This is a genomic window from Bacteroidota bacterium (assembly GCA_018266835.1).
GTDB lineage: Bacteria > Bacteroidota > Ignavibacteria > Tepidaquicellales > Tepidaquicellaceae > JAFDZO01.
Genome location: JAFDZP010000002.1, coordinates 977,775 through 1,002,788, shown reverse-complemented (window position 1 = coordinate 1,002,788; position 25,014 = coordinate 977,775). Strand labels below are relative to the sequence as shown.

The following is a 25,014-nucleotide window of genomic DNA, read 5'->3' as shown; positions in this document are numbered from 1 at the left end:
AATTTTAAAAATGAAAAAGCTTTTAATAATATTTTTAATTTTAATTTCATCCAATCTATACTCACAGTTTAGTAATGTAGAGGGGCTCTATGGGGGACCTGTAAATGCAGTTTGCAAATATGGTAATTATTTGTTTGCAGGCACATACGGTGCAGGAACTTACCGTTCCTCTGATAACGGTTTAAACTGGGAAGAATGTAACAACGGAATCACAAATTTACAGATTAAATCAGTTGAAACCGATTTAAATAATATTTATTGCGGAACCTATGGGGGAGGTGTATTTAAATCTACAGATTATGGTGTCAGCTGGACTAACTTAAACTCAGGATTTCTTCCTCCATTTGTTACAAAAATTACTCTCTTAAATAATATACTTACAGCAATTACAGTGAATGGAATATTTCAGCTGATTAATAATCAATGGACTGAAATGCCATTTATTTCCAATCTAGCGAACAATTTAACTTCTGATGGAAATTATTTTTTTGCGCTGGGTTCCCAATATCTTTATAAATCTACCAATAGCGGATTAAACTGGATTCAGGTTTCTTATCCTTCTAATACAAACAGTTATACTTCCATTATCATAAAAGATAATTACGTTTATACTGTATGCAATCTGGGTGTTTACCGGATACACGTAGACAGCTTGGCACTAAGATATTATGATTTATCTCTATCGGGAAGCTATCCGTCATATATTTGTTCCGATTCAAATAACATATTTGTCTGTACAAAAAATAGAGTTTATCAGGCAAACAACGGAGGACCCTTAACAGTAATATTATCTCTTACTCCCTCAGCAGGATTTGTACCTGCTTCAGTTTATTCTAAAGATAATAATCTTTATGTAACGACTGATAAAGGAATATTGCATACATCATTACAATCAATTAATTGGACTTATAGGAATAATGGTATTCGTAATTTAACTCTTCAGAATTTAAGTTTCTCACAGAACGAAATATTCGGCGTAACAAATAATCTTATGGTCTACAGAGCATATCCTTCTGATAACCAATGGAATATTTTTTATTATCAGCAATCAATTTATTACAATACTCAAATTTATTGCATCGGAAGAAAAAATGCATCCACTCTGTACATGGGTAAAGATTACGGAGAGTCTTTCCTGCGTTCAACTAATAACGGAGTCAGCTGGGGGCGGCCAACGTGGATAAGTCTTCAGGCTGAAACATATAACCTCTCATTTGTAGGCAACAATGTTGTCTTTTCAGGTGCCGGACTTTATACATTTAATCCGCAGGATACTTTTGATGTTCAATTTTATAGTGTCGGAAGCCCCGTCCATTCAACTTATAATTATGAATCCGGATTTCTTGCATGCTCCGATTCAAACGGCATTCTAAGATTTAAACCTGACCCTGTTGATCCTGAGAATTTTATCTACGATACAATTAACAACGGACTTGCCGCTCATAAAATTTACGATGTTACATTAATGGGAAACAATCTTTTTGCCGCAGCCGTTGACGGAATTTACAGGTCTGATAAAAATAATATTAATTGGGTACGGGTTTTTCAGACAATTAATAATTCAGCTTTCTTTAAAATTCTGAATATTAATAATATTCTTGTTATCTGCTCATCAAATTATATTTATACATCTGTTGATAACGGAAATATATGGATTCTTTTATATACGGCTCGTCCAAATAAGCCTGTTAAAACCATGGGGAATAATTCCGATTATCTTTATGTATCGATAGGAAACTCCGGACTTATAAAAAGACCTGTAGCAAATCTGATTGGTGTAACGCTAATCAGTTCAGATATTCCACGGAGCTATTTGCTGCATCAGAATTATCCGAATCCTTTCAATCCTTCCACAAAAATTTCCTATGACTTGCCGGAGTCAGGAAATGTATCCGTGAAAATTTTTAATATTAACGGTAAGGAGATAGCAGAGATTGTAAATGAATATCAGGCTGCGGGAAAATATGAAGCTTACTTCGACGGAAAAAATTTATCAAGCGGAATTTATTTTTATGTACTCAGAAGTAATGATTTTGTATCGACAAAAAAAATGATGCTGGTGAAATAAAAAGAGAGATAATTAATAAGCAGATTTTTTTGCGGACTTGCTTATAACCTTTGCGATCTTTCTGTTTATAAGCAAAATAGACCACTAATAGGGTAAAATCACTTAAATATCTATTTTTTCAATACTCTCACACAGCAACCCAAATTAACAAATTGAAAAAACAGTAAATTACACGAAATCTTACGAGGGGGCGTAAGTTTTGCCCCTTAAAAATCAATAGTTTATCGGGTTTTTAAAATTAGTATTCATATAAAGCCTTCAATTTAGCCTCAAAAGCATCTTTCTGGAAGAAGTTCTCTTCAAGCTCTCTTGCAAATGGAACAGGCGTATCTAAGCTGCCGCATCTCATAACGGGAGCGTCGAGATTCTGAAAAGCGTTCTCTGTTATATAAGCAGCTATCTCTGCGCCTATGCCTCCCGTGATTGTATCTTCATGGAGGATGATACACTTGCCGGTTTTCTTAACTGATTCAAGGACAGTCTCCTTATCCCATGGTAAAAGTGTTCTGAGGTCAATAACTTCAGCAGAGATTTTCGGATGCTTGCGTATAACGGTATCTGCCCAGTGAACTCCCATGCCGTATGTGATAACGGTCAGGTCATCGCCCGGCTGAACAAGTCTTGCTTTGGTAACATCAACTGTATAATAGTCATCCGGTATTTCCTGCTCGATGCTTCTGTAAAGAGCTTTGTGTTCGAAGAACATTACAGGGTTAGGATCTTCAAGAGCAGCGAGTATCATTCCCTTTGCATCATAAGGATTCGAAGGATAATACACCTTCAGTCCCGGTGTATGGAAGAACCATGCTTCATTGGATTGTGAGTGGAACGGTCCCGCTCCCACACCAGCACCGCAGGGCATACGGATAACTACATCAGCATTTTGTCCCCAGCGGTAATGTATCTTTGCAAGGTTGTTTATTATTTGGTTAAAGCCGCAGGTAACAAAATCTGCGAACTGCATTTCAACAACTGACTTATATTTTTTGATTGAGAGTCCGAGTCCCGCTCCGATGATTGCAGATTCACACAGGGGAGTGTTGCGCACGCGGTCGTGTCCGAACTGCTCAACGAAACCCTGCGTAACTTTAAATACGCCGCCGTACTCGGCAACGTCCTGACCCATGATAACGAGTTCTTTATGAGTTTCCATTCCCTGACGAAGTCCGTCGGAGATTGCATCGACTAAACGCTTATTGGATTTCTTTTCTGATACAGGGAAGGTCTGCTTAAAAATATGGGGAGCGTAAACGTCTTCCATTTCTTTCTCAGTAACGGGAACAACGCTCGGTGCTGCGAATGTGGCTTCAAGAGCTTCTTCAATTTTTTGTTTGAAGTCCGTTCTTATTTCTTCAATCATTTCATCTGAAAGAACTCCGTCTTCTATCAGATAGTTTTCATAGTTAAGCACAGGGTCTTTCTTTGCCCATTCTTCAAATAGTTCTTTAGGTACGTATTTTACACCAGATGCTTCTTCATGGCCGCGCATTCTGAAAGTCATGCATTCAAGGAGTACAGGTCTTGGATTTTCAGCTATACATTTTTTTAAATTGACGATTGTATCATAGACCTCTAAAATATTATTGCCGTCAATTGTATAGCCTTCCATTCCGTACCCGATTGCCTTATCGGCAATCTGTTTGCATTTGTATTGTTCGTTGGTTGGAGTTGAAAGTCCGTAGCCGTTATTTTCTACTATGAAAATCACAGGGAGATTCCAGACTGCTGCAACGTTAAGCGATTCATGAAAATCGCCTTCGCTTGTACCTCCGTCACCGGAGAATGCTATTGTGACTTTTTGTTCTTTATTAAGTTTGCATGCTAAAGCGATACCATCTGCAATTCCAAGCTGCGGTCCGAGATGCGAAATCATTCCGACTATATGATAGTCATTTGTTCCGAAGTGAAAGGAACGTTCGCGCGCATTTGAGAAGCCGTCAGGTTTTCCCTGAAGCTGCATGAATAGTTTATCCAGAGGCAGACCTCGTGAAGTGAATACGCCGAGGTTTCTGTGCATGGGTAGTATGTATTCATCTTTATCAAGCGCCTCTGTTACTCCGACAGAAATTGCTTCCTGCCCGATGCCGGAAAACCATTTGCTGATTTTTCCGAGGCGCAGATTGATGAGCATCTTTTCTTCTATAAGTCTTGGCAGAAGGATTGCTTTATATAATTGTAAAAGTGTTTCGTTATCGTAGTTTTTTCTATCGAACTTCATTTCTGAAGTCTTATAATCGATTGCTATTTGTTCCAAGGTGAGTTTTGTTTGTTGTACAAAAATAGCAATTTTGAAGGGCTTAAAATATGCGGAAATTTGTGAAGTATTTTGTTTATATACACTAAATCCATTTACTTAAATTAAATTTTCCTATAATTTTCATATACTTCCGAAAATAAAACTACCGCTATGAGAAAAACAATATTAATATTGTTAGCGATTTTAGTAGTTTCACAATTCGTACCAGGTTCCGTTTTTGCCTGGGATACAACAGCAGCAAAGTATTATCCTTTGAAGGTTGGGAACAGTTATACTTTTAAGAACAAAATATATATGTTAGCATGTTATGAGTTAAATACTGGTACATCTCAAATAACGATAACAGGTGAAACAGTCATGCCAAACGGAAAAAAATATTTTGAATTTTCCAATACTTATTTCGATACCACTTTTATAACTTTTTGGAAATTTCAGAGAATTGATTCGGCAACAATGAATGTGTACGGCTACAGAACATCAAATCAAACTGAATATCTTATTGATAGCCTGTTGGGGTCAACTAACAGTACTTTTAAATCTTGCCGCTTTGAGATTCCCGCGAAGCAGGGTATATACGGAGCTCTTCAAAGCCAAATGATTTTTGGCTCCCAAAGAATGGTTAGATTTAATAATGTTACACATTATCCTGCAATTATTTCATACACTCTCATTGAAGGAATTGGATACGGAGGATATTATTATTGTCTTGATGATGGAGCTTCGTCAGAATTAATTAGTTGTGTTATTGACGGAGTTGTAATGACTCCGGTAACACAAACTTCAACTGAAGTCCCGGATAGATTTTCATTGAAACAAAATTATCCGAACCCTTTTAATCCTGTTACAAAGATAAATTATGAGTTAAGAACGGCAGGATTTGTTTCAATAAAAGTTTATGACGTTATGGGTAAAGAATTATCACAACTTGTGAATGAAAATCAGACTACCGGCAGTTATGAAGTTACTTTTGACGGAACGAACTTACCGTCTGGAGTTTATTATTATAGAATAGAGACAGAAGGATTTTCAGAGGTAAAAAAAATGAACCTCGTGAAATAAATACAATTCACAATTAAAAATATTTGCCGTGATAAAAGTTGTAAGAACTGCAAGTGATAATCCTGACTTTAGAAAATTAATTGCTGAGCTGGATAAGGATTTGTGGAAGATGAATTATTCTAATCAGGGACATTATGATAAACATAATATTATAGAAAGTCTTCCGACAGTTGTTATTGCTTATGATTCGGATAATGCAGTCGCCTGCGGATGCTTTAAAAAATTTAATGAGACTTCAGCTGAAGTAAAAAGAATGTACGTTGCTCCTTTACACAGAGGAAAGGGGATATCAAGAATGATATTAACTGAGCTTGAAAACTGGGCGAAGGAAAACGGTTATGCTAAAACAATTTTAGAAACAGGAACTGCACAGATAGAAGCAATCGGTTTATACCAAAATTCAGGTTATACTTTAACAGAAAACTACGGTCCTTATATAGGAATGACTGACAGCATTTGCATGGAAAAGAGTTTGTAAAAGGTTATTTCATAAACTCACTTACGGTGTTTGCTCCAGCTTCTTTCATTAATTTTGTATTGGTAATTAATAACTCTTTTGCAATCTTGTTAATTTTTTCTGCGGGTATAGTTTTCCATTTCTCAATATCACTTTCGGTTTTACCTTCGAAAAGTATATTGGAGATATCTCTTACTACACAAAAATTTCCGAATGCATGCGGATTGCTCCTGTCGTTGTTGGAATTATGAATAAAGAAATTTATAAGATTGTAGATTGATTCTTTCGCATAGGTAAGCTCAACAAGTTTTGCGCGGTACTCTAAATCGGGTCCTGTGAGTTTAGGGAAAGTTTTGTAGTCTGAAAAATGCTGTCCCTCATGCTGAAGATAGCTTACCTTAAAATTTTCGGAGGTAGTATCGTAAGCAGAACCGACACAGAATAGTTCTTTATCGGTTGCCCATCCGCCGGGATAGTATCTGCCGAGCGTTGCATAATCTTCCCAGCCCATTGTAACTACGTCGTTCATAAAGACGACTTTAACTGTAACATTCCCTTCGGGCAGAGTTACTTTGTAATCGTTGTGATCTTCTTTTGCCCATAGGAGTAAATCGTAAATGCCTGCAGTTTTGCCTAAGGCTGATTTTATACCGTGGTCCATCAGAAATTTTTGAAGATAATCAGTGAAGTCATCATGAACTTTTTGTTTATCTTCATTAAGGTTTGCAAAGTAATTTTTATAGAGGTAATCTGAAACCTTTTTCTGTAATTTTTTTTCTGCTGTATCCGGTTCAGTTTGTTTAAGCAAAACTTCGTTCCAGTATCCTCGGTATATTTCTATTAAATCTAAAACTGACTGCTCTTTTGTATTATAAGTAAATTCATCATTAAAGTTTTTGAACCGGTTAACGAATTTTTGTTTTATTTTAATCTGTTCATCAGATAACTCGGAATCAGGGAATTGTTCAGCTGTACTTAGCGCTTTAGGAATATCTCCCTGCAAAGCATAATTATAAAATTGGAAAAACTTGGGATTATTTTTCTTTACTTCCTGTGAAAAGCTGTTCATGGAAATCGATATTAAAATTAATGTTAAAACTATTTTCATTTGGTAAGAATTGAAAGTTATTTTTCTGTATGTATGTGAATACGGAAGAAATGAAGATTTTGTTATAGCAATAAGGAACTCACTTTTTTAATTCTTCGTTATAAAACCGATGGAAAAACGTATATATACAATTGGCCACTCAACTCATTCAATAGATGAATTTATATTAATGCTGAAGTCATTTGATGTAGAAATTCTTGCCGATATAAGAAGTTTTCCCGGTTCACGCCGCTATCCTCATTTTAACAAAGAAAATCTTGAGTTATCGCTTACAAAAAATAATATTGAGTACGTTCATTTTAAGGAGCTTGGGGGAAGAAGGAAGGCAAATCCGGATTCTAAGAATATTGCATGGCGAAGTGAAACTTTCAGAGGTTATGCAGATTATATGGAAACAAAAGAGTTTAAATCGGCTATTGATGCTCTGCAAAAAATTGCGGAAAAGAAAGTTACTACTTATATGTGTGCCGAAGCAGTTTGGTGGAGCTGCCATCGTTCATTGGTTTCAGATTATTTGAAAGTCAGAGGATGGGAAGTTATGCATATAATGAGTATTGAAAAACTACAGGAGCATCCATATACATCCGCAGCAAATATTGTGAACGGTAAACTGGATTACACAAAAATCAAAAGTGAAAACTATGATTTGTTTGAATAAATATTTTCTATTACATCTTAGTAACAGATAACGTAATTTAGTTTGTGCAAAAAAGAGCTAAAAAAAATAAAAAAAATATAGATGAACCTAAAGGATTGAAAAAAATTCTCAGTGTTCTTGGTCCCGGACTTATAACAGGAGCAAGCGACGACGATCCTTCAGGTATTGCAACGTATTCACAGGCAGGAGCCGGCTTCGGTCTTGCAACTCTCTGGACTGCATTGATAACTTTCCCGCTAATGGCAGCGATACAGGAAATGTGCGCCCGGATAGGAATTGTAACAAACGAAGGATTGACAGGCACTCTTAAGAAGCATTACCCAAAGCCGATTCTATATTTAATGATGGTGTTCAGCTTTCCTGCAATTGTGTTGAACATAGGCGCAGATATACAGGGCATGGGTGCAGTTGCAAATTTATTACTTCCAAAAGTGCCGACGTTTGCATTCAGTATTATTATTACAGCTGTGATTTTGTTTTGCATTATAAAATTCCCGTACAGAAAGCTTGCGGCAATTTTAAAATGGCTTTGCATAACTTTGTTCTTATATATCATCGTTCCGTTCTTAGTTAACACTGACTGGCTTGCAGTATTAAAGAGCACGGTGATTCCGACCATTCATCTTAATAAAGAATTTTTCAGTATACTCACTGCAATACTTGGTACTACTATTTCTCCTTATCTTTTCTTCTGGCAGGCTTCAATGGAAGTTGAAGACAGAGCGAAGAAAGGAAAGTATTTAGTTGTGAACAAGAAAGTAATTAACGATATGAAGTTTGATGTTGACTTCGGAATGTTATCATCTAATGTTGTAATGTTTTTTATTATTCTTACAACAGGTACAGTATTATTCAGCGCGGGTATTACTCAGATAGATACTGTTGAGCAGGCTGCAAAAGCGCTTGAACCGATCGCGGGGAAGCTTGCTTACGTAATTTTTACAGTCGGAGTAATAGGTACGGGATTTCTTGCAATCCCGGTTTTAGCCGGCACGCTTTCTTATATTCTTGCTGAGACATTCGGATGGGAACAGGGGCTTGATAAAAAATTTCATGAAGCCAAAGGATTTTATATTACAATTATTGTATCATTACTTTTGGGTTTATCGATGGATTTTTTAGGAATAAGTCCGATAAAGGCATTGATACTAACAGCAATTTTGTACGGAGTTTCAGCTCCGGTTATGATTGGTGTAATCCTGCACATCTGCAACAACAAAAAAGTAATGAAGAATTATACGAACACAAAACTCTCTAACACCTTGGGAATTATAACATTTATAATAATGACAATTTCCGCTTTTGCCCTTCTTTATTTTCAATTCTTTTGAGTACTCAAATTTTAGCTACCCAATTAATCATTTATTAAATTAGTAATTTAAGTCAGATGACTTGACAATATAAAATACTTTTACAATATTTGTATAGAAATTAAATGTAGATACATTAAATGTATCTGCAACTTTTAAGAAACAACATTGGTTTAAACATTCAAAGGAACAATAAGAATGAAAATAGAAGATGAAATACAACAGAAGGAGTTCAGTTCACCAATGCAAAAGACAATCATTAATATAATATTCACTGCCAATTGGCTGAACCTGAAGTTTTCGCAGGCATTGAAGCATTATGATTTATCTCTTCCTCAATATAATGTACTTAGAATATTGAGAGGGCAGAAGGGATGTCCCGCAACTGTAAACAGCATCACAGAAAGAATGTTGGATAAAAGCTCTAACGCTTCAAGACTTGTTGATAAGTTAAAAGCAAAAGGCCTGGTCGATAGACGCGAATGTCCGAACGACAGACGCGCAGTTGATATATTAATAACTGATAAAGGACTCGCACTCCTTAAAGAGCTTGATAAAGAAATTCTTCATTTTGATGAAAGACTTCAGAAACTTGAAGATGAAGAAATGAAAGCGGTTAATGAAATTCTGGATAAGTTAAGACAAAAAGATTCAGATGCAGAGATAACTGATGATGTTATAAAAGTAAGCAATAAAGAAGTAACGGGAGTGGTTTGATTCACCATTAAACATCCGACAATTATAAATAAACATTAATTATAAAATTTTTAAAAATTAAAAAATAAATAATAAACAAAATGAAAAATCTCGCACTTTCACTTTTAGTATTACCATTGATAGCATTCATAATAGCAGGATGCGGAAAAACAGAATCGAACACCAAAACAGGTGAAAAAACTACAACTACAGAAACATCAAAACAAAATGTTGCCGGCTCAAAAGAATTAAAAGTCGATGCTGCAGCAAGTGAAGTTTTATGGCATGCTGAAAAAGTTGTCGGTAAACATGACGGTACAGTAAAAGTAAAACAAGGTGTCATTAATGTTAAAGACGGAAAGATTGTTGGCGGAACAGTTGATATAGACTTAGCTACAATTGCAAATACAGATTTAACAGATGCAGAATCAAACACAAAATTAGTAAATCATTTAAAGTCAGAAGATTTTTTTGATGTTGCAAAATTCCCGACATCAAAGCTTGAAATCACGGAAGTAACTCCAATACAAAATGCAGCTGCAGGTCAGCCGAACTACACAGTAAAAGCTAACTTAACAATAAGAGGCGTTACAAAAAGCATAACATTTCCAGCAACATTAACAGTTACAGACAGCAAAGTTACAGGTACATCAACATTTGATATAGACAGAACAGAGTTCGGTTTAAAATACGGTTCAGGAAAATTTTTTGAAGGCTTAGGCGATAAGATGATTAAAGATAATTTCACAATGAAGTTTAATGTAACAGCAGGAATCTAAATTATAAAAATATAAAGGAAGCATAAGATAAAATGAAAAATATAATTGATATATCGAAGATTAAGAACCGGTATACTTATGAAGAATATAAGAACTTATCGGAAGAATTAGTCGAGCAGCAAAGAACAACAGGTCCTTCACAAAGTGAAAATCTGATTGAATATACAAAGCTGAATTACTTCAGAATGGCAAGAGTTGATAAGACAATGGTAATAAAAAATGATGTGAAGGAAGCAATACAGTCAATCGATGAAAAAAAATACTGGATACTTATAACTGAAGCATGGTGCGGCGACGCAGCTCAGATAGTTCCAATAATCGGAAGACTTGCAGAGCTAAACAGTAACATCGAATTACTGATTGTATTAAGAGATGAGAACCTTGAGCTGATGGATAAATATTTAACTAACGGCGGACGTTCAATTCCGATTCTGATTTCTTTAAATAAAAACTTTAAAGAAGAATGGCACTGGGGACCAAGACCGAGACCGGCCCAGGCTATGGTAATCGAGAATAAAGAAACCCAAGCATTAAGCTTTGACGAAATGAAAAAACAGGTTCAGCTTTGGTATGCAGAAGATAAAACGAACACGACTCAGTTAGAAATTATGAAAAAAATAAAACAGGCAGCTTTTTCATCTTTAAATAATTCTGTAAATACAGTTGAAGAGATAAAAAGTAAAGCCGATATAACAGCGTAAACAAAAAGGAAAAATAACTATATGGCAAACATTATTGTAAAAGCAAACGAAAGAGGAAGCGCCGACCACGGATGGTTAAATGCAAAACATACGTTCAGTTTTGCCGGATATTATAATCCCGAGCGTGTTCATTTCGGTTTACTCCGCGTATTCAACGATGATATCGTTGCTCCGGGAATGGGATTCGGAATGCATCCGCATGACAACATGGAAATTGTGACAATCCCGATTGAAGGCGAGCTTGAACATAAAGACAGCGAAGGGCATCACGGTGTAATTACACAGGGTGAAGTACAGGTAATGTCAGCCGGTTCGGGGCTTTATCATTCCGAGTTTAATCACTCAAAAGAGAAGGAAGTAAACTTAATGCAGATATGGGTATTCCCGCGTGAAAGAGATATTGAGCCGAGATACGACCAGAAAGCATTTCCGGCAGAGGGAAGAAAAAATAAATTTCAGGTAGTCGCATCTCCTGAAAAAGATAACGGCTCTTTATGGCTGAATCAGTATGTGTATTTTAACTTAGGTGACTTTGATAAAGACACAACGGTAAAGTATGAAAGAAAACTGAAAAATAACGGATTATGGATTTTTGTTATCGAAGGTGAAGCTGAAGTTAACGGTGAAAAACTTGAAAGAAGAGATTCGATGGGAATAACAGATACAGATACAGCGGAATTCAAATTTACAAAAGATTCAAAAATATTGATCATAGATGTACCTATGAATTAATATATATATAAGTTAGCACAAGAGGAAAAATTACTCCGGGCATTTTTAAAGTTTGGAAAAGATTGGTTAAATAGCAAAAGATGTCCGGTAGTAATTGCAACTTAGAAGTGTCGGGGGTAATACGGAAGTCCGGCCGATACGGATTTCCCTTCTCATCCTTCTCAGTACAAACTCTAAGAGTCAGGCTTATAAACCTGATTAGCTATTGGGAAGGATTTTTTAAAATTATATTTTAAGAATACAACTATGGAAAAGGTTTTAGAAAATAAAATAGAAATACTTACAGAAAAATATGTTGTTCCTGCGCAAACAAGAATAGGACACGTGCACTTGAAGGTTTCAGACCTTGAGCGCTCATTAAAGTTCTATCGTGATTTGCTGGGATTTGAACTCGTTACTATGTACGGCAGCCAGGCTGCTTTTATTTCTGCAGGAGGATATCATCATCACATCGGTTTGAACACATGGCACAGTAAAGGAATGGGTCCTGCTCCTGTAATCGCTGCAGGCTTATACCATACTGCAATATTATATCCTACAAGAAAAGACCTTGCAGTGATTTTAGACAGACTGATACAGGCAGGTTATCCGTTAAGAGGCGCAAGTGACCACGGAGTATCTGAAGCAATCTACTTAAATGACCCTGATGAAAACGGAGTTGAATTATACTGGGATAAACCTGAAGAACAATGGCCGCGCAATTCTGACGGTTCGATTGTAATGGTAACAGAGCCATTAGACCTTGATGATTTACTAAGTGAATTAAATAAAAATTAAACAGAAATTAAAATTTATCTCGCACATAAATGTTAAACATAGCAATAGTAATTGGTTCCGTAAGGACCGGAAGACAGTCTCACAAAGCAGCATACTTTCTTGAAAAGAAATTAAATGAAAGAAAAGATGTAAGCGTAAACGTAATAGACTTAATTAAATATGAAATACCGATTCTTCAGGAAAGATTAGGCAGAACCGATAATCCTCCCGCTGCAGTAAAAGAAGCAGCCGCAATTTTAGATTCTGCAGATGCAATTATACTAGTATCTCCGGAATATCATGGCGGAATGTCAGGTGTATTGAAAAATTTTCTTGATTATTACACACAGGAAATTACCCGTAAACCAATCGGAGTTGTAACAACCTCAGGCGGCAAGTTTGGGGGAATAAATGCTTCGCACGAAATACAAAAGCTGATACTCGCAATCGGCTCCTATCCAATGCCGAAGAAATTTCTTGTTTCATCTGTGCACGAAGCATTTGATAATGAGTTCAATGTATTAAAAGATGATGTCGCAAAAGGCGCCGAAGTATTTCTTGATGAATATTTATGGTTTGCTAATACAATCACCAGAGGTAAAAATTTAGACTGCAAAGCAGCTTAATTATAGAATAACTACTAACACATTTTAACAAAATATTTAGAATTATCATGTCAAAAAAAATATTAATAACCGGAGCAACCGGTTCAGTTGCAGGATTAACAATACAAAGTATCCTTGCTAAAAAAGCAGATGTAAGTTTAAGAGCATATGTAAGAAATCCTGAGAAAGCATCTAATTTGAAAGACTTAGGTATTGAATTAGTACAGGGTGATTTTGAAAATCAGGATGCGCTCAATAAAGCCGCCGAAGGAATGGATGCAGTGTTCTCTCTTACAATTGCAAATCCAAATGCAGATAAGCAGGGGATTGCAATAACTAAGGCAGCTAAACACGCAGGTGTAAAACACATTGTAAGAAACTCTGCAATTGGCGCAGCAGCAGATGCTCCGACAGAAAACGGTAAATTACACTTTGCAACAGATGAAGATATCAAAGCATCAGGACTTACATACACAATTTTCCGCCCGCACTTCTTTATGCAGAATTTGTTTTTTGCAATACAGACTATAAAAGAACAGGGAAACATGTACTGGGGAATGGGCGACGGAAAATTAGGACTTGTTGACGTCCGCGATCTTGCTGACAGCTATGCTGAAGTTCTTGTAAACGGCGGCCATGAAAATAAGATCTATACTCCCACCGGTCCGGAGTCAATCACATTCACAGATATGGCAAAAATCATTTCAGACGGTTTAGGTAAACAGGTCAATTATGTACAGGTTACTCCCGATGCAGTATACGATTCATTAAAAGGAATGGGAGCCGATGATTTCACTGCAAGACTTATGAAACAATACTCAATTGCATATGCTGATAACTGGGGTAACTTTGTTAACGATGATGTAGAAACAGTTACAGGTCATAAAGCGAGAAGCTTTAAACAATTCTTTGATGAAGTAATGATTCATGCGCTGAAATAAGCCTGATTTTATATAACTTTTCTCACTTTATTCCGTAAGAAAAGTAACAGTGTTTTCAAACCTCCTCATTTTTTCTCGCACGAAAAATGCAGAACGAGTCGGGGAGGTTTTTTGATTTTATTTGGTTGTACTAATCAAGAGAAATATTAATAAATCGTATTAGTTATTTCTTTAAGATATTTTCAAATTCCCCGTTACGAAGCAAACTGCATCGTAACGTTTTTATTTTATAAACTTTGTTCCTATTTTTATTTCTATTAAATAATAATTGGATAAACAGGATAAATTATTTAATACATGACACTACGAAAAGAAAAACTTTTGCTGTACACACTGGCGACAATACAGTTTACTGTCATAATGGATTTTATGATTATGATGCCGCTTGGTCCTCAGCTTATGAGAATATTTGAAGTAAATCCTTCACAGTTCGGTATTATCGTTTCATCATATACTTTCGCTGCCGGATTTACAGGAATAGTCGGCGCTTTTTTTATCGACAGGTTCGATAGAAAGACTGCGCTCTTCTATAACTACATTGGCTTTTCTATAGGAACAATCCTTTGCGCATTAGCTCCCAGCTACGAACTTTTAGTTACAGCAAGAATTGTAACGGGCTTATTCGGCGGAGTTATGGGCGCGCTTGTTATGTCAATCGTCGGCGATGTTATCCCCGAGTTCAGAAGAGCTACTGCAATGGGTATTGTTATGGCATCGTTCTCTGTCGCTTCTATTTTCGGAGTACCGTTCGGATTATTTCTTGCTAACTGGGCCGGATGGCACATGCCGTTTTTCTTCATAGGTTTTATGGGATTAATAGTTAGCGGTATAATTTATAAAATTGTTCCGAGTGTTAAATCACATTTGACTAAAGAAAAACCTTCTCCTATACAAGTTTTGAAAAATGTCTTCGGCAGCACTATGCAGGTCCGCGCATTGATGTTTATGTTTGTTCTTGTGCTAGGTCAGTTCTCTGTGATTCCCTATATAAGTCCTTACTTAGTTGCTAACGTAGGATTTCCTGAATCGAACTTAACGTACATGTATTTGCTTGGGGGAGCGGCAACAATTTTTACATCTCCTTTAATCGGAAGACTTGCAGATAAATACGGCAAGCCGAAGATATTTACAATCATGGCATTGCTATCAATCATACCATTGCTTACAACGACAAATATGCCTCATGCTCCGGTATGGGTGGTTTTAACTTTCAGTACATTGTTCTTTGTTTTTATCAGCGGCAGAATGGTTCCTTCTATGGCATTGATAACATCTGCAGTAACTCCTCAGCACAGAGGAAGCTTTATGAGTGTTAACTCATCTGCGCTTCAGCTTGGTTCAGGTGTTGCATCGTTCTTATCGGGACTTGTTATAACTCAATCTCCTGCAGGAGAAATACAGCACTACAATTTAGTAGGCTTCGGAGCAGTGGCATTTACTCTTGCAGCTATACTAATTGTAAGAGGAATAAAGCCTGTATCACAGGAAGTTAAAGTCACTCCGGATGGCCAGAAAGTTATGACTGAAGAAGTACATGTAATGGCAGAGATGTAAACAACAAACTCAATTTTATATTTATACAATCCGTTTCGGTTTAAAAACCGGAACGGATTTTTTATTTGCATACTTCTTCTATTTCTACAACAATTTTTTTCAGGCTGTTTACATCTTCATTTGATAATTTTTTTAGGATTTTCTCTTCCAATTCTCTCACGTATTTATGAAAATCGGCAGAAACTCTTTTTCCTTTTGCAGTAAGTATTATCTCAAAACTTCTTTTATCCTCTGAATTTATTTTCCTTTTCAGCAGTTCTTTATCTTCTAATCTGGTAATCATTGATGTAAGTGTGGAGTTCTTTACTCCAAGTACATTTATTAAATTGTTCACAGTACAAGGAGAATAATACAAAAGATATCCCAGCAAGTGGGCTTCTTTTACAGAAAAACCTTTCGGTTGAAAAATCCGTGAAAGATATCTGTCTATTGCTCTAATAGACCTGTGAATCGGAGATAAAACTAAAAAAGGTTTCGGATTCATAATTTAAGGCTGAATTCCTTTCCCATTGCTCTTTGAGCAAGCCCGATTTGTCCTGTATGATAACCTTCATGATATGCTAATATAAATAATAGTTTACCGATTGTGGGTTCAGGAATAGGAAGCGGTAAGCCTTCGGCAGGAATTGGAGTATCAAAAAAATCTTCATCTTTTGATTTAATTATATCTGTCCAGCGTGAATAAGTAGTTGCAAGTCCCTCCTTAATTTTTTGAAAGCTGACCGGATTCTCTGATGCATCTATTGGTGCTGAACCTCTTTCATAACGTTTACACTCTTCTTCAGAAAGAAATTTTACCATTCCAAAATTCGAAAATACTGCATCTCTTACCGATAAAATATGTCCTGCCAGCCAGTTAATGCAATTTCCATTTTCTCCGATCCGGTTAAGACTTTCTTCGTTTGTTATGTTTTCAAGATTTCTGCTCAATGTAAAATTTGCCATTGAAAGCAGAGTTAAATATTCAGTTTTCATATTTTGATTTTTTAATTTATTACGATAATAAAAATTACGAAATCGTAATAAATATTGCAAGTATATATAAACTTTACTTAAATTAATGTTCTATTTACGTCTGAAATTAAGTAACCTCAATCCGTTCAAACATACCAACACTGTGCTTCCTTCGTGACCAACAACTCCGAGTGGAAGCGGAAGCTGAATTCCTAATACGGAAATTATAAGCACAATAATAACAGCAAGTGAGAAGATAAGATTCTGATATACAACTTTCTTTGCCTGTCTGCTTAATGCAATAGCATAAGGGATTTTTGTTAAGTCGTCCGACATAAGAACAACGTCGGCTGTTTCCAGTGCAACGTCAGTTCCGCCGCCTCCCATAGCAATACCGATATCGGCTGTGGAGAGTGCAGGAGCATCGTTAACGCCGTCGCCAACCATAGCAATCACTCCGAACTTTTTATTCTCCTTTACAATCTTAACTTTATCTTCTGGAAGAAGCTCAGCATAAAAGTCATCGAGTCCCAGATTTGTAGCAATGGCTTTTGCAACTCTTTTATTATCACCTGTAAGCATAATAATTCTCTGCACACCGACCTTTCTTAATTCCTTTATTACATCTGCTGCATCAGGTCTTATAACATCAGCTATAGCAATTATACCTATGATAAATGCTTTCCTTCCATTGATAACTGCTACCAGTACAGAAGTCTTTCCTTCGTTCTGATGCTGCTCAACAACTTTATATGCGGAGTCAAGATGATGTGTATCATAATCGTCGAAGAAGTTCAAGCTTCCTACACATACAGAGTTATCTTTCAAATCGGCAATAACACCTTTACCTGTTACTGACTGGAAATTTTTCACTTCAGGTATTTCTATCTTTCTTGCTATGGCGGATTTTACAATTGCCTGCGCAAGAGGATGTTCAGATTTTGATTCAACTGCTGCTGCTATTGATAGCAGTTCGTTCTCTTCACCGCTCCATATAACATATTCAGAAACAGGAAGCGGAATAACTTTTACATCAGTAACTTCAGGCTTGCCGAAAGTAAGCGTACCTGTTTTATCGAAGGCAACAACTTTTATATCGGCAGTCTGCTCAAGGTATGCCCCGCCTTTATATAGAATACCTTTCTTTGCACCGTTGCCGATTGCGGAAAGAATTGAAGCGGGAGTGCTGATAATCAAAGCGCAGGGCGATGCAACTACCATTAATGTCATCGCTTTATAAAACACAGTATCGAAGTTCCCGTGGAAAACAAAGTATGGAATAAAAATCATTAAGAGTGTGAATAATATAACTCCCATTGCATAATACTGCTCGGCTTTATCGAGGAAGCGCTGAGTTTTTGCTTTCTGATTCTGTGCCTCTTCAACCATCTTTATAATTTTTGCAATGGTGGAATCTTCTGCAAGGCGTGTGACTTTTATTTCAAGTCCGCCCGATTGATTTATCGTTCCTGCAAATACTTTATCGCCGAATTTTTTTGAGACAGGAAATGATTCTCCTGTTAAAGAAGATTCATCTAATGAAGAATGTCCCTCTATAATAACTCCGTCAAGCGGAACTCTTTCGCCGGGGCGCATTATTACAATATCATTAATTATAATGTTTTCAATGGGGAGAATCTTAGTCTCGTTCTTTATTCTTACCAACGCTTCTTTAGGACGGAGCTTCATAAGAGAATCAATTGCCTTACGTGTTCTACCGATGGCATAAGCCTGAAGCATATTGGAAAGAGAGAATAAGAATAGTAGCATTGCTCCTTCAAACGGAGCGCCAATGTAAGCAGCGCCAAGCGCAGCGAGTATCATTAAAATATCTACATTGATAGTAAGCTCTTTAACGGACTGAATTCCGGCCCGGACTCCGTACGTTCCTCCGGCAAGATATGCAATTAAGTAAATAGAGTTGCAAATAGTTTTATCGGCTCCGAACTTATCAAGAATAAACGCAGTCATCATTGAGATGAAAGTTACGATGGTAAATATAAGCTCGACTCTCGGCGAATCTAAAAATCTTGTAAAGAATGAGCGGTCATCTTTTGCTTCTTCATTATGTGCAGCTTCAACACGCAGACCTTCACGTTTAAAATTTGCAATTAATTCTTCAGGAGAAATTATCTGATTATCAAAAGTTACTATAAAAGATTTTGTAAGGAAACTTGCATTCGCTTTTTTAACACCTTCAATAGCCAGCGCCTTTTTTTCAAGAGCAATACCGCATGCTTCACATGCACGTCCGTTAAGGTGCAGATTGCAGGTCTGATAATGTGTGACCAGCTTATCGGATAAGTCCTGCGCAATTTTTTTTACATCATTGTTGTGGAGTTTTTCGGGATCGTAATCAAGCGTTAGTTTGTCATTTACATAATCAAATTTTGAGCGTAAAATTCCGGGCTCTTTTGAAGTGACGTTATCAATTATTTCTGCGCAGGTATGAACTTTATTTTCTTCTGTATCTTTTGCCATAGGTAAATTTCATCATAAATTAGGTTAACTTTAAGCCCATTATTTGGGATTTATACGGACTTTATATAGATAGAGCGTTCTTTAAATTTTAAAAAATGTCGGATTTTTGTCGGGTTTTGATTCAACTGTTATTGTTTTTACAATACTGAAAATTTTATAATCTGAAAATAGTCGAATAAAAGTCGGATTTTTTTTCAGTTACGAATTCCAAATTACGAATTACGAGTTTTCACTATTCATTATTAATTTTAGAATTAGTCGGGAAAAAGTCGGATTTTATGTTCATTGTTAATTACTAATTGTTAATTGCAAAAATGTCGGGAAAAAGTCGGATTCTTGTGTCAGTTAGAAGTTACAAATTACGAGTTTCAACTTAACCTTACTATATCTCCGAATGAAAACACCACAACTAAAATACTAAAAATATTTTTTAATCGGAAAATGTTTCACCCTATATCTACTAATAGGGAAATATTTTTTTAAAAAATTTATCACTATCAAAATTTACCCAATAAAGGTATTTTTATATCTGAAATGACTCAGAAAAGAACTCAAATAATCACTGATATAAATTTAGTTGCTGCTGATATTCTCAAAGGGAATATTGTAGGCATTCCAACCGAAACCGTTTATGGTCTCGGCGCAAATGCGCTTGATACCGATGCAGTAATAAAAATTTTTGAGGCGAAGGAAAGACCGAGATTCAATCCGTTAATAGTGCATCTATTAAATAAAGATAATCTTGATGAATTTGTTGAAGAAATTCCGGAGAGTTTTTTGAAATTGTATGTAAAATTTTCTCCGGGACCGATAACATACGTTTTAAAAAAGAAAAAACTAATTTCAGATATTGTAACTGCGGGAAATGAAACTGTTGCTGTAAGATTTCCGTCACATAAAGTATTCAGAGAACTGCTGGAAATTGTGAAGGTCCCGATTGCCGCGCCATCTGCAAACCGTTTCGGAAGAATTTCTCCCACCAGCGCAGAAGATGTTGTGAAAGAAATGGATGGAAAGCTGAAGTATGTTCTGGAGGGCGGAAGCTCTGACGTGGGAATAGAATCAACTGTTGTAGACTTGTCAGCTGAGTTACCTATAGTATTAAGACACGGGTATATCAGCGAAGAAGAAATTGAAAGTGTGATTGGAAAAACCGGACAGAGAATATCTGAGAAAATAAATTCACCGGGAATGCTTTTGAATCACTACGCCCCGCATACTCCATTGGTAATTGTTGAACACTTAAGTGACCTGGACAGATTTGAAGGGAAGAATTACGGAATACTGGACTTGAATAAATATTCAGATCTGAAAGAAGCTGCGAAACATTTGTTTTCTGATTTAAGAAGACTTGACGAAAAAGGATTTGAAATGATACTCGCTGCGAAAGTGAAAGATGAAGGAATCGGTATTGCAATAAACGACAGACTCGAAAAAGCACGTTTTAAAAATTAAAAGATGCCTGAAAGAATTATAATAGAATTTCCCGAGGATAGTGAGAAGAGTGACAGACTTGAGATAGATATTAACGATGAAATATCCATTCAAGCTATCGAACCAAGAATTAATCACGAAGAGAATAACAGGAAAAATATTTTAGATTCCAAAGTAAACTCATTTTATAAAGGCAGCTCGAACCTCAACGGATTTTTCAAAAGTGAATTAAAATTTCCCGAGGGAATTGATAAGAGCTTCAGAAGAAAACATCATCTCGAAATAAAAGATAGTTTTTTAAACTCGGTTTTAGAGAACAATAAATATTTTATTTTATCTTCAACATCAGGCAATGTTTATTTTTTAGACAGGTTTGACTTCTCAGTAAAAAATAAAATATTCATTGAGGAAAACGTTTTTGAAAAGACAGGATTAGTTGTTGATAACAGAATTTTTGTAAACTCAGTTAAAAATATTTTTGAGTTTAAAGATGAAGGAGGCGCAGATAACGAAGTTTTTTATGACGCCATTTACTCCAGCGAGCGGGATTTTTTTATATGGAGTAATCTGAACCGTTATAAGTATTTAATTTTATTTCTTGAATACAATCCAGAGTCAAAAAAAGCTTTGTTGAAAATCATAGATACGGCAAATCATTTTTCGATTACTGAGTTTGAATTTGTTTCCAATGATTTTCTCTCAGATAGCATCTGCATTGGTGAAGGCATGGCATATATTCTCAACGATGATAAGATTTTAATATGCGACCTGATGACAATGGATTTCAGAGAGATAAAAGTTGATACTCCGGGATTTTCAACATCACATTTTCTTTTTCAGAATTACAAATTATACTTTGCAAAAGATTTGCAGGAACTTTTCTACGTTAGCTCATCCTCTAAAGAAAGCGCATACAAATACAGTGGAATAAAGTTAAATTATATTAACTCGATTGCGGGATACGGTGAGAATCTTTTTATAGGAACAATTGACGGATGGAAATGCTACAAGAATAACGGATTGATGGTATATTCGTTCGATGACGAGTATGAAAATAAAGTCGAATGCTGCAATGAAAATCTTGTTGTGATTGTTAAGAAAAATAAATTTGTGATACATAATCTTAACAGATTTCAGGAGGCGGAGAGCAGAACTGTTTCTTCGGCAGGCAGAGATGAATGCGATGATATAGTTTCGGTGATAATAAGTTTTAATAATTTAATTGTACTTACAAAGGACGGAGTCATCGAGCTTTACGCCGATGATAATCTTAATATTCATATCTAATAAATGAATAAAATGAAAAAGTTTTTTATAGTAATATTTGCTTTATGTGCACTGACTGCATCTGCAAAGGACGGCGGAAATTTTGTGTTCATGTTCGATAACTCGGGAAGCATGTCAGGTTATTACAGAGAATCAAACAGCGCATTCAAGCTCTTTGCAAAAGCGCTGATTAAAAATTCCTTAAAGCCCGGAGATAATGCTTCGGTTATGTTATTCACGAAATCCGACGCTTCAAGAAAAATAGAATCACCGAAAGTTTTGTTCAGCGGACCTTCGGCGGGATTTAATGCTGATGCAGTGATAAAAGATTTTAATCTTATGCGCGGTAAGGACGGTGACTTCGGAACAACGGATTTAATAGAAGCGCTTGATAAGGGAATTGCAAGTCTTGACGGTAATACGGGGATTATCTGGCTCATTACCGATAACATAAACGATAACAGCGGAAGCGGCGACTCGTCTTATCAGAACACACTGGCATTTTATCAAAGACTGCGAAGCGATGCTAACATAAAAAAAATCATGTTGTATCCTATCCCTGAAAAAGTTACAGAGGCAGGTTACTCTTCGCTGGGATATGTTGCCTATGCAATAGTTTACTCAAAAGAAAATTTTACTCAGCTGCATTTTGAAGTCTTCGATAAGCAGATAAGAGATGTAGGCATCAAACAAAAAGCAATTACATTAAAGCCGCAGGATATAGGAACGATAGTTCTACAGCCGCGTGTAGCAACAGGAAGAATTACCGAAGGGAAATTATTTTTTGACGGAAAGACGTTAAGGGGATTCGGATTTGAAGAAGGGGAGAAAGTCAGAGAGACGTTCAACGACTTATCTCTGAAATCAAATTTATATCCATATATAATAAAGAGCGCTAACCTGAATGTTCATCTGGATGATTTTAAGTCATCGGATTACTCGGTGAAATCTTTGGGAACGCAGCAGATAACGCCTTCTACGGTAAGCAATGTTTCGCCCGAGGGAGAAGTAACGGGATTTAATTTAATTTTTAATCTTCCGGAAATAACTCCGACTTTTTCGTTCAATACAATTTTCAAAGAGGATTTTTCCATAGGGGGAAATCTTGTGCTTGAGGTAACGCAGACTGATATTGCGCTTGACCAGAATTATATTAACAGCTTTAAGGATTTATTCGCGCTACAATCTATTCCTGAAATTTTTCAACCTTCTTTAAAAGATAAAAAAATTGTTACGACTATTCCGCTTGAGATAAAGATGAAGTACGGTCCGTGGAGGTTATTTGTTCTTATCGGATTAATAACGCTCGTCGTTCTTATTCTTGTCTTTTTTGTGATAATGATAATGAAGAAAAAATGCTTCACGCTGGTAATTGATAATAGAGATGAGCAGGATATCTGCCTCAGCGCATTTTCATCGTACAATGTTTCGTATATGTATTCATTAAATCTTGGAGTATTGAAGAAAAGTTTGTTCGGAAGAATTAAGTTTGTGTATTCTAAGTTCACGACTGAGCCGGGAAGAACAGTTATGATGTCCGATAATCTTTCAATTCCCGTTGAATACGAAGATGAAAATTTTAAGAAGACATCGGTTCAGATAATGGTAAAAGAGACGGCCGCGAAGTCGGAATCAGCCTCGTATTCTGACGGCGGACAGGGCGGAATTTACTAAGTTTTCGCCCTCAAAATTTATCTGCAAAATAACAATTCAAATTCTATTAAATGCTGTAATTGCAGTGTTTAACTCGAATTTATACCATTCTTTATGAATTGATTTCCCTTGATTATTAGGTTATTTTTAATATTTTCCAAAACAAACCATTCTATTTACAAATGCCCGCAATTTTAGATATTCACTCAAGACAAATTTTAGATTCACGTGGTAACCCCACTTTAGAAGTTGATGTAGTGTTAGAAGACGGAACCTTAGGGAGGGCCGCAGTTCCATCCGGAGCATCTACAGGGGAAAGAGAAGCAGTTGAATTACGCGACGGTGATAAGAAAAAATATTTAGGTAAAGGTGTTTTGAAAGCTGTAAAAAATGTTAACACAACTATCGCTAATAATTTATTAGGATACGATTCATTAGACCAGACAGGACTTGATAAGATATTAATTGAATTAGACGGCACAGAAAATAAATCAAAGCTCGGCGCAAATGCACTGCTCGGAGTTTCCATGGCAGCCGCACATGCAAGCGCAAATCATTTAAACATTCCACTTTATAAATACATTGGCGGCGCGAATGCAAAAACGCTTCCTGTACCTATGTGCAATATCATCAACGGCGGAAAGCATGCTGATAACACTGTTGATTTTCAGGAGTTCATGATCATTCCTACAGGCGCAAAAACTTTCTCAGATGCTTTAATGAGCTGCGTAGAAGTTTTTCACAGTCTGAAAAATGTTCTGCATAAACAAAATGCAAGCACGTCAGTCGGTGATGAAGGCGGCTTTGCTCCGAATTTAAAATCAAATGAAGAAGCTATCGAAGTTATTCTTGATGCAATTTCAAAAGCAGGATATAATGCAGGAAAAGATTTTTATTTAGGACTGGACGTTGCTTCCTCTGAAATGTGGAGAGGTAAAGGAAAATATGAATTCTACAAATCACATATCCCGACAAAATCATCTTCACAGATGGTAGACCTTTATGCAAAACTTGTAAAGGAATATCCTATCATTTCTATCGAAGACGGTATGGCTGAAAATGACTGGGACGGATGGAAAGAATTAACCGATGCATTAAAAGGAAAAGTACAGTTAGTCGGTGACGATTTATTCGTAACAAACACTTCAATTTTCTCAAAAGGAATTGAGAAGGGAATTGCAAACTCAATTCTTATCAAAGTAAATCAGATAGGAACGCTCACTGAAACTCTTGATGCAATTGAAATGGCAAAGATAAATAATTACACTGCCGTTATCTCTCACAGAAGCGGTGAAACTGAAGACACTACAATTGCAGATCTTGCTGTTGCTACAAATGCGGGACAGATAAAGACAGGTTCACTTTCAAGAACTGACAGAGTTGCTAAGTATAACCAGCTTATCAGAATAGAAGAAGAGCTTGGCTATAGCGCACAGTATCCTGGAATAAAAGCGTTTTACAATTTATAAATTATAAAAAGAAATTAACGAAAACGTCTTTCATACAACTATGAGAGACGTTTATATTTTAAAATATATTATACAA

The 25,014-nt window shown here is 36.2% G+C and carries 22 protein-coding genes; 17 read left to right on the top strand and 5 right to left on the bottom strand.

Going from position 1 to position 25,014, the window contains the following annotated elements; genetic code table 11:
* The first annotated feature begins 10 nt into the window (after window positions 1–10).
* Window positions 11–2,068 carry a T9SS type A sorting domain-containing protein gene (locus JST55_06165; protein ID MBS1493072.1) on the top strand — a complete coding sequence of 686 codons (2,058 nt, stop codon included), beginning with the start codon at window positions 11–13 and terminating at the stop codon, window positions 2,066–2,068.
* Between the two features lie 238 nt (window positions 2,069–2,306).
* On the opposite strand, the gene JST55_06160 is transcribed toward JST55_06165, so the two are convergent.
* Window positions 2,307–4,286, bottom strand: coding sequence for a dehydrogenase E1 component subunit alpha/beta (locus tag JST55_06160; GenBank protein ID MBS1493071.1), 1,980 nt, complete (start codon window positions 4,284–4,286; stop codon window positions 2,307–2,309).
* Window positions 4,287–4,475: 189 nt separating this feature from the next.
* Between JST55_06160 and JST55_06155 the strand changes: the two genes are divergently transcribed.
* The gene (locus JST55_06155; protein MBS1493070.1) at window positions 4,476–5,384 is read left to right on the top strand and encodes a T9SS type A sorting domain-containing protein; all 909 of its coding nucleotides are present in this window, start codon (window positions 4,476–4,478) and stop codon (window positions 5,382–5,384) included.
* Between the two features lie 28 nt (window positions 5,385–5,412).
* On the top strand, window positions 5,413–5,862 hold the full coding sequence (locus JST55_06150) for a GNAT family N-acetyltransferase (GenBank protein ID MBS1493069.1): 450 nt from the start codon (window positions 5,413–5,415) through the stop codon (window positions 5,860–5,862).
* A 4-nt stretch (window positions 5,863–5,866) separates the two neighbouring features.
* Here the strand turns inward: JST55_06150 and JST55_06145 are convergent, their stop codons facing one another.
* On the bottom strand, window positions 5,867–6,949 hold the full coding sequence (locus tag JST55_06145) for a hypothetical protein (GenBank protein ID MBS1493068.1): 1,083 nt from the start codon (window positions 6,947–6,949) through the stop codon (window positions 5,867–5,869).
* A 109-nt stretch (window positions 6,950–7,058) separates the two neighbouring features.
* Between JST55_06145 and JST55_06140 the strand changes: the two genes are divergently transcribed.
* From JST55_06140 to JST55_06095, 10 genes are all read left to right on the top strand, one after another.
* Window positions 7,059–7,607 carry a DUF488 domain-containing protein gene (locus tag JST55_06140; protein ID MBS1493067.1) on the top strand — a complete coding sequence of 183 codons (549 nt, stop codon included), beginning with the start codon at window positions 7,059–7,061 and terminating at the stop codon, window positions 7,605–7,607.
* 77 nt (window positions 7,608–7,684) lie between these two features.
* The gene (locus JST55_06135; GenBank protein ID MBS1493066.1) at window positions 7,685–8,938 is read left to right on the top strand and encodes a divalent metal cation transporter; all 1,254 of its coding nucleotides are present in this window, start codon (window positions 7,685–7,687) and stop codon (window positions 8,936–8,938) included.
* A gap of 177 nt (window positions 8,939–9,115) precedes the next feature.
* Complete coding sequence (locus tag JST55_06130) at window positions 9,116–9,634, top strand: MarR family transcriptional regulator (GenBank protein MBS1493065.1); 519 nt, start codon at window positions 9,116–9,118, stop codon at window positions 9,632–9,634.
* 80 nt (window positions 9,635–9,714) lie between these two features.
* Window positions 9,715–10,392, top strand: coding sequence for a YceI family protein (locus JST55_06125; GenBank protein ID MBS1493064.1), 678 nt, complete (start codon window positions 9,715–9,717; stop codon window positions 10,390–10,392).
* Between the two features lie 32 nt (window positions 10,393–10,424).
* Complete coding sequence (locus tag JST55_06120; GenBank protein MBS1493063.1) at window positions 10,425–11,093, top strand: thioredoxin family protein; 669 nt, start codon at window positions 10,425–10,427, stop codon at window positions 11,091–11,093.
* Window positions 11,094–11,114: 21 nt separating this feature from the next.
* Window positions 11,115–11,825: a pirin family protein gene (locus tag JST55_06115; GenBank protein ID MBS1493062.1), complete on the top strand. Its 711-nt coding sequence runs from the start codon at window positions 11,115–11,117 to the stop codon at window positions 11,823–11,825.
* 246 nt (window positions 11,826–12,071) lie between these two features.
* Entirely contained in the window at window positions 12,072–12,602 is a 531-nt protein-coding gene (locus tag JST55_06110) for a VOC family protein (GenBank protein ID MBS1493061.1), read from the top strand.
* Between the two features lie 29 nt (window positions 12,603–12,631).
* The gene (locus tag JST55_06105) at window positions 12,632–13,207 is read left to right on the top strand and encodes an NAD(P)H-dependent oxidoreductase (protein ID MBS1493060.1); all 576 of its coding nucleotides are present in this window, start codon (window positions 12,632–12,634) and stop codon (window positions 13,205–13,207) included.
* A 47-nt stretch (window positions 13,208–13,254) separates the two neighbouring features.
* On the top strand, window positions 13,255–14,127 hold the full coding sequence (locus JST55_06100) for an SDR family oxidoreductase (GenBank protein MBS1493059.1): 873 nt from the start codon (window positions 13,255–13,257) through the stop codon (window positions 14,125–14,127).
* Window positions 14,128–14,424: 297 nt separating this feature from the next.
* On the top strand, window positions 14,425–15,681 hold the full coding sequence (locus JST55_06095) for an MFS transporter (protein ID MBS1493058.1): 1,257 nt from the start codon (window positions 14,425–14,427) through the stop codon (window positions 15,679–15,681).
* A 61-nt stretch (window positions 15,682–15,742) separates the two neighbouring features.
* On the opposite strand, the gene JST55_06090 is transcribed toward JST55_06095, so the two are convergent.
* The 3 genes from JST55_06090 to cadA form a co-directional block, all read right to left on the bottom strand.
* Window positions 15,743–16,165 carry a MarR family transcriptional regulator gene (locus JST55_06090; protein MBS1493057.1) on the bottom strand — a complete coding sequence of 141 codons (423 nt, stop codon included), beginning with the start codon at window positions 16,163–16,165 and terminating at the stop codon, window positions 15,743–15,745.
* Window positions 16,162–16,656: a DinB family protein gene (locus JST55_06085; GenBank protein ID MBS1493056.1), complete on the bottom strand. Its 495-nt coding sequence runs from the start codon at window positions 16,654–16,656 to the stop codon at window positions 16,162–16,164. The genes JST55_06090 and JST55_06085 overlap by 4 nt, the downstream gene beginning before the upstream one ends.
* A 90-nt stretch (window positions 16,657–16,746) precedes the next feature.
* On the bottom strand, window positions 16,747–19,116 hold the full coding sequence (gene cadA / locus JST55_06080; GenBank protein ID MBS1493055.1) for a cadmium-translocating P-type ATPase: 2,370 nt from the start codon (window positions 19,114–19,116) through the stop codon (window positions 16,747–16,749).
* A 534-nt stretch (window positions 19,117–19,650) separates the two neighbouring features.
* On the opposite strand from cadA, the gene JST55_06075 reads away from it, so the two are divergent.
* From JST55_06075 to eno, 4 genes are all read left to right on the top strand, one after another.
* Window positions 19,651–20,571: a threonylcarbamoyl-AMP synthase gene (locus tag JST55_06075; GenBank protein MBS1493054.1), complete on the top strand. Its 921-nt coding sequence runs from the start codon at window positions 19,651–19,653 to the stop codon at window positions 20,569–20,571.
* Between the two features lie 3 nt (window positions 20,572–20,574).
* Window positions 20,575–21,837: a hypothetical protein gene (locus JST55_06070; protein MBS1493053.1), complete on the top strand. Its 1,263-nt coding sequence runs from the start codon at window positions 20,575–20,577 to the stop codon at window positions 21,835–21,837.
* Window positions 21,838–21,849: 12 nt separating this feature from the next.
* On the top strand, window positions 21,850–23,490 hold the full coding sequence (locus JST55_06065) for a VWA domain-containing protein (protein ID MBS1493052.1): 1,641 nt from the start codon (window positions 21,850–21,852) through the stop codon (window positions 23,488–23,490).
* Window positions 23,491–23,651: 161 nt separating this feature from the next.
* Window positions 23,652–24,938 carry a phosphopyruvate hydratase gene (eno, locus tag JST55_06060; protein MBS1493051.1) on the top strand — a complete coding sequence of 429 codons (1,287 nt, stop codon included), beginning with the start codon at window positions 23,652–23,654 and terminating at the stop codon, window positions 24,936–24,938.
* The last annotated feature ends 76 nt before the right edge of the window (window positions 24,939–25,014 follow it).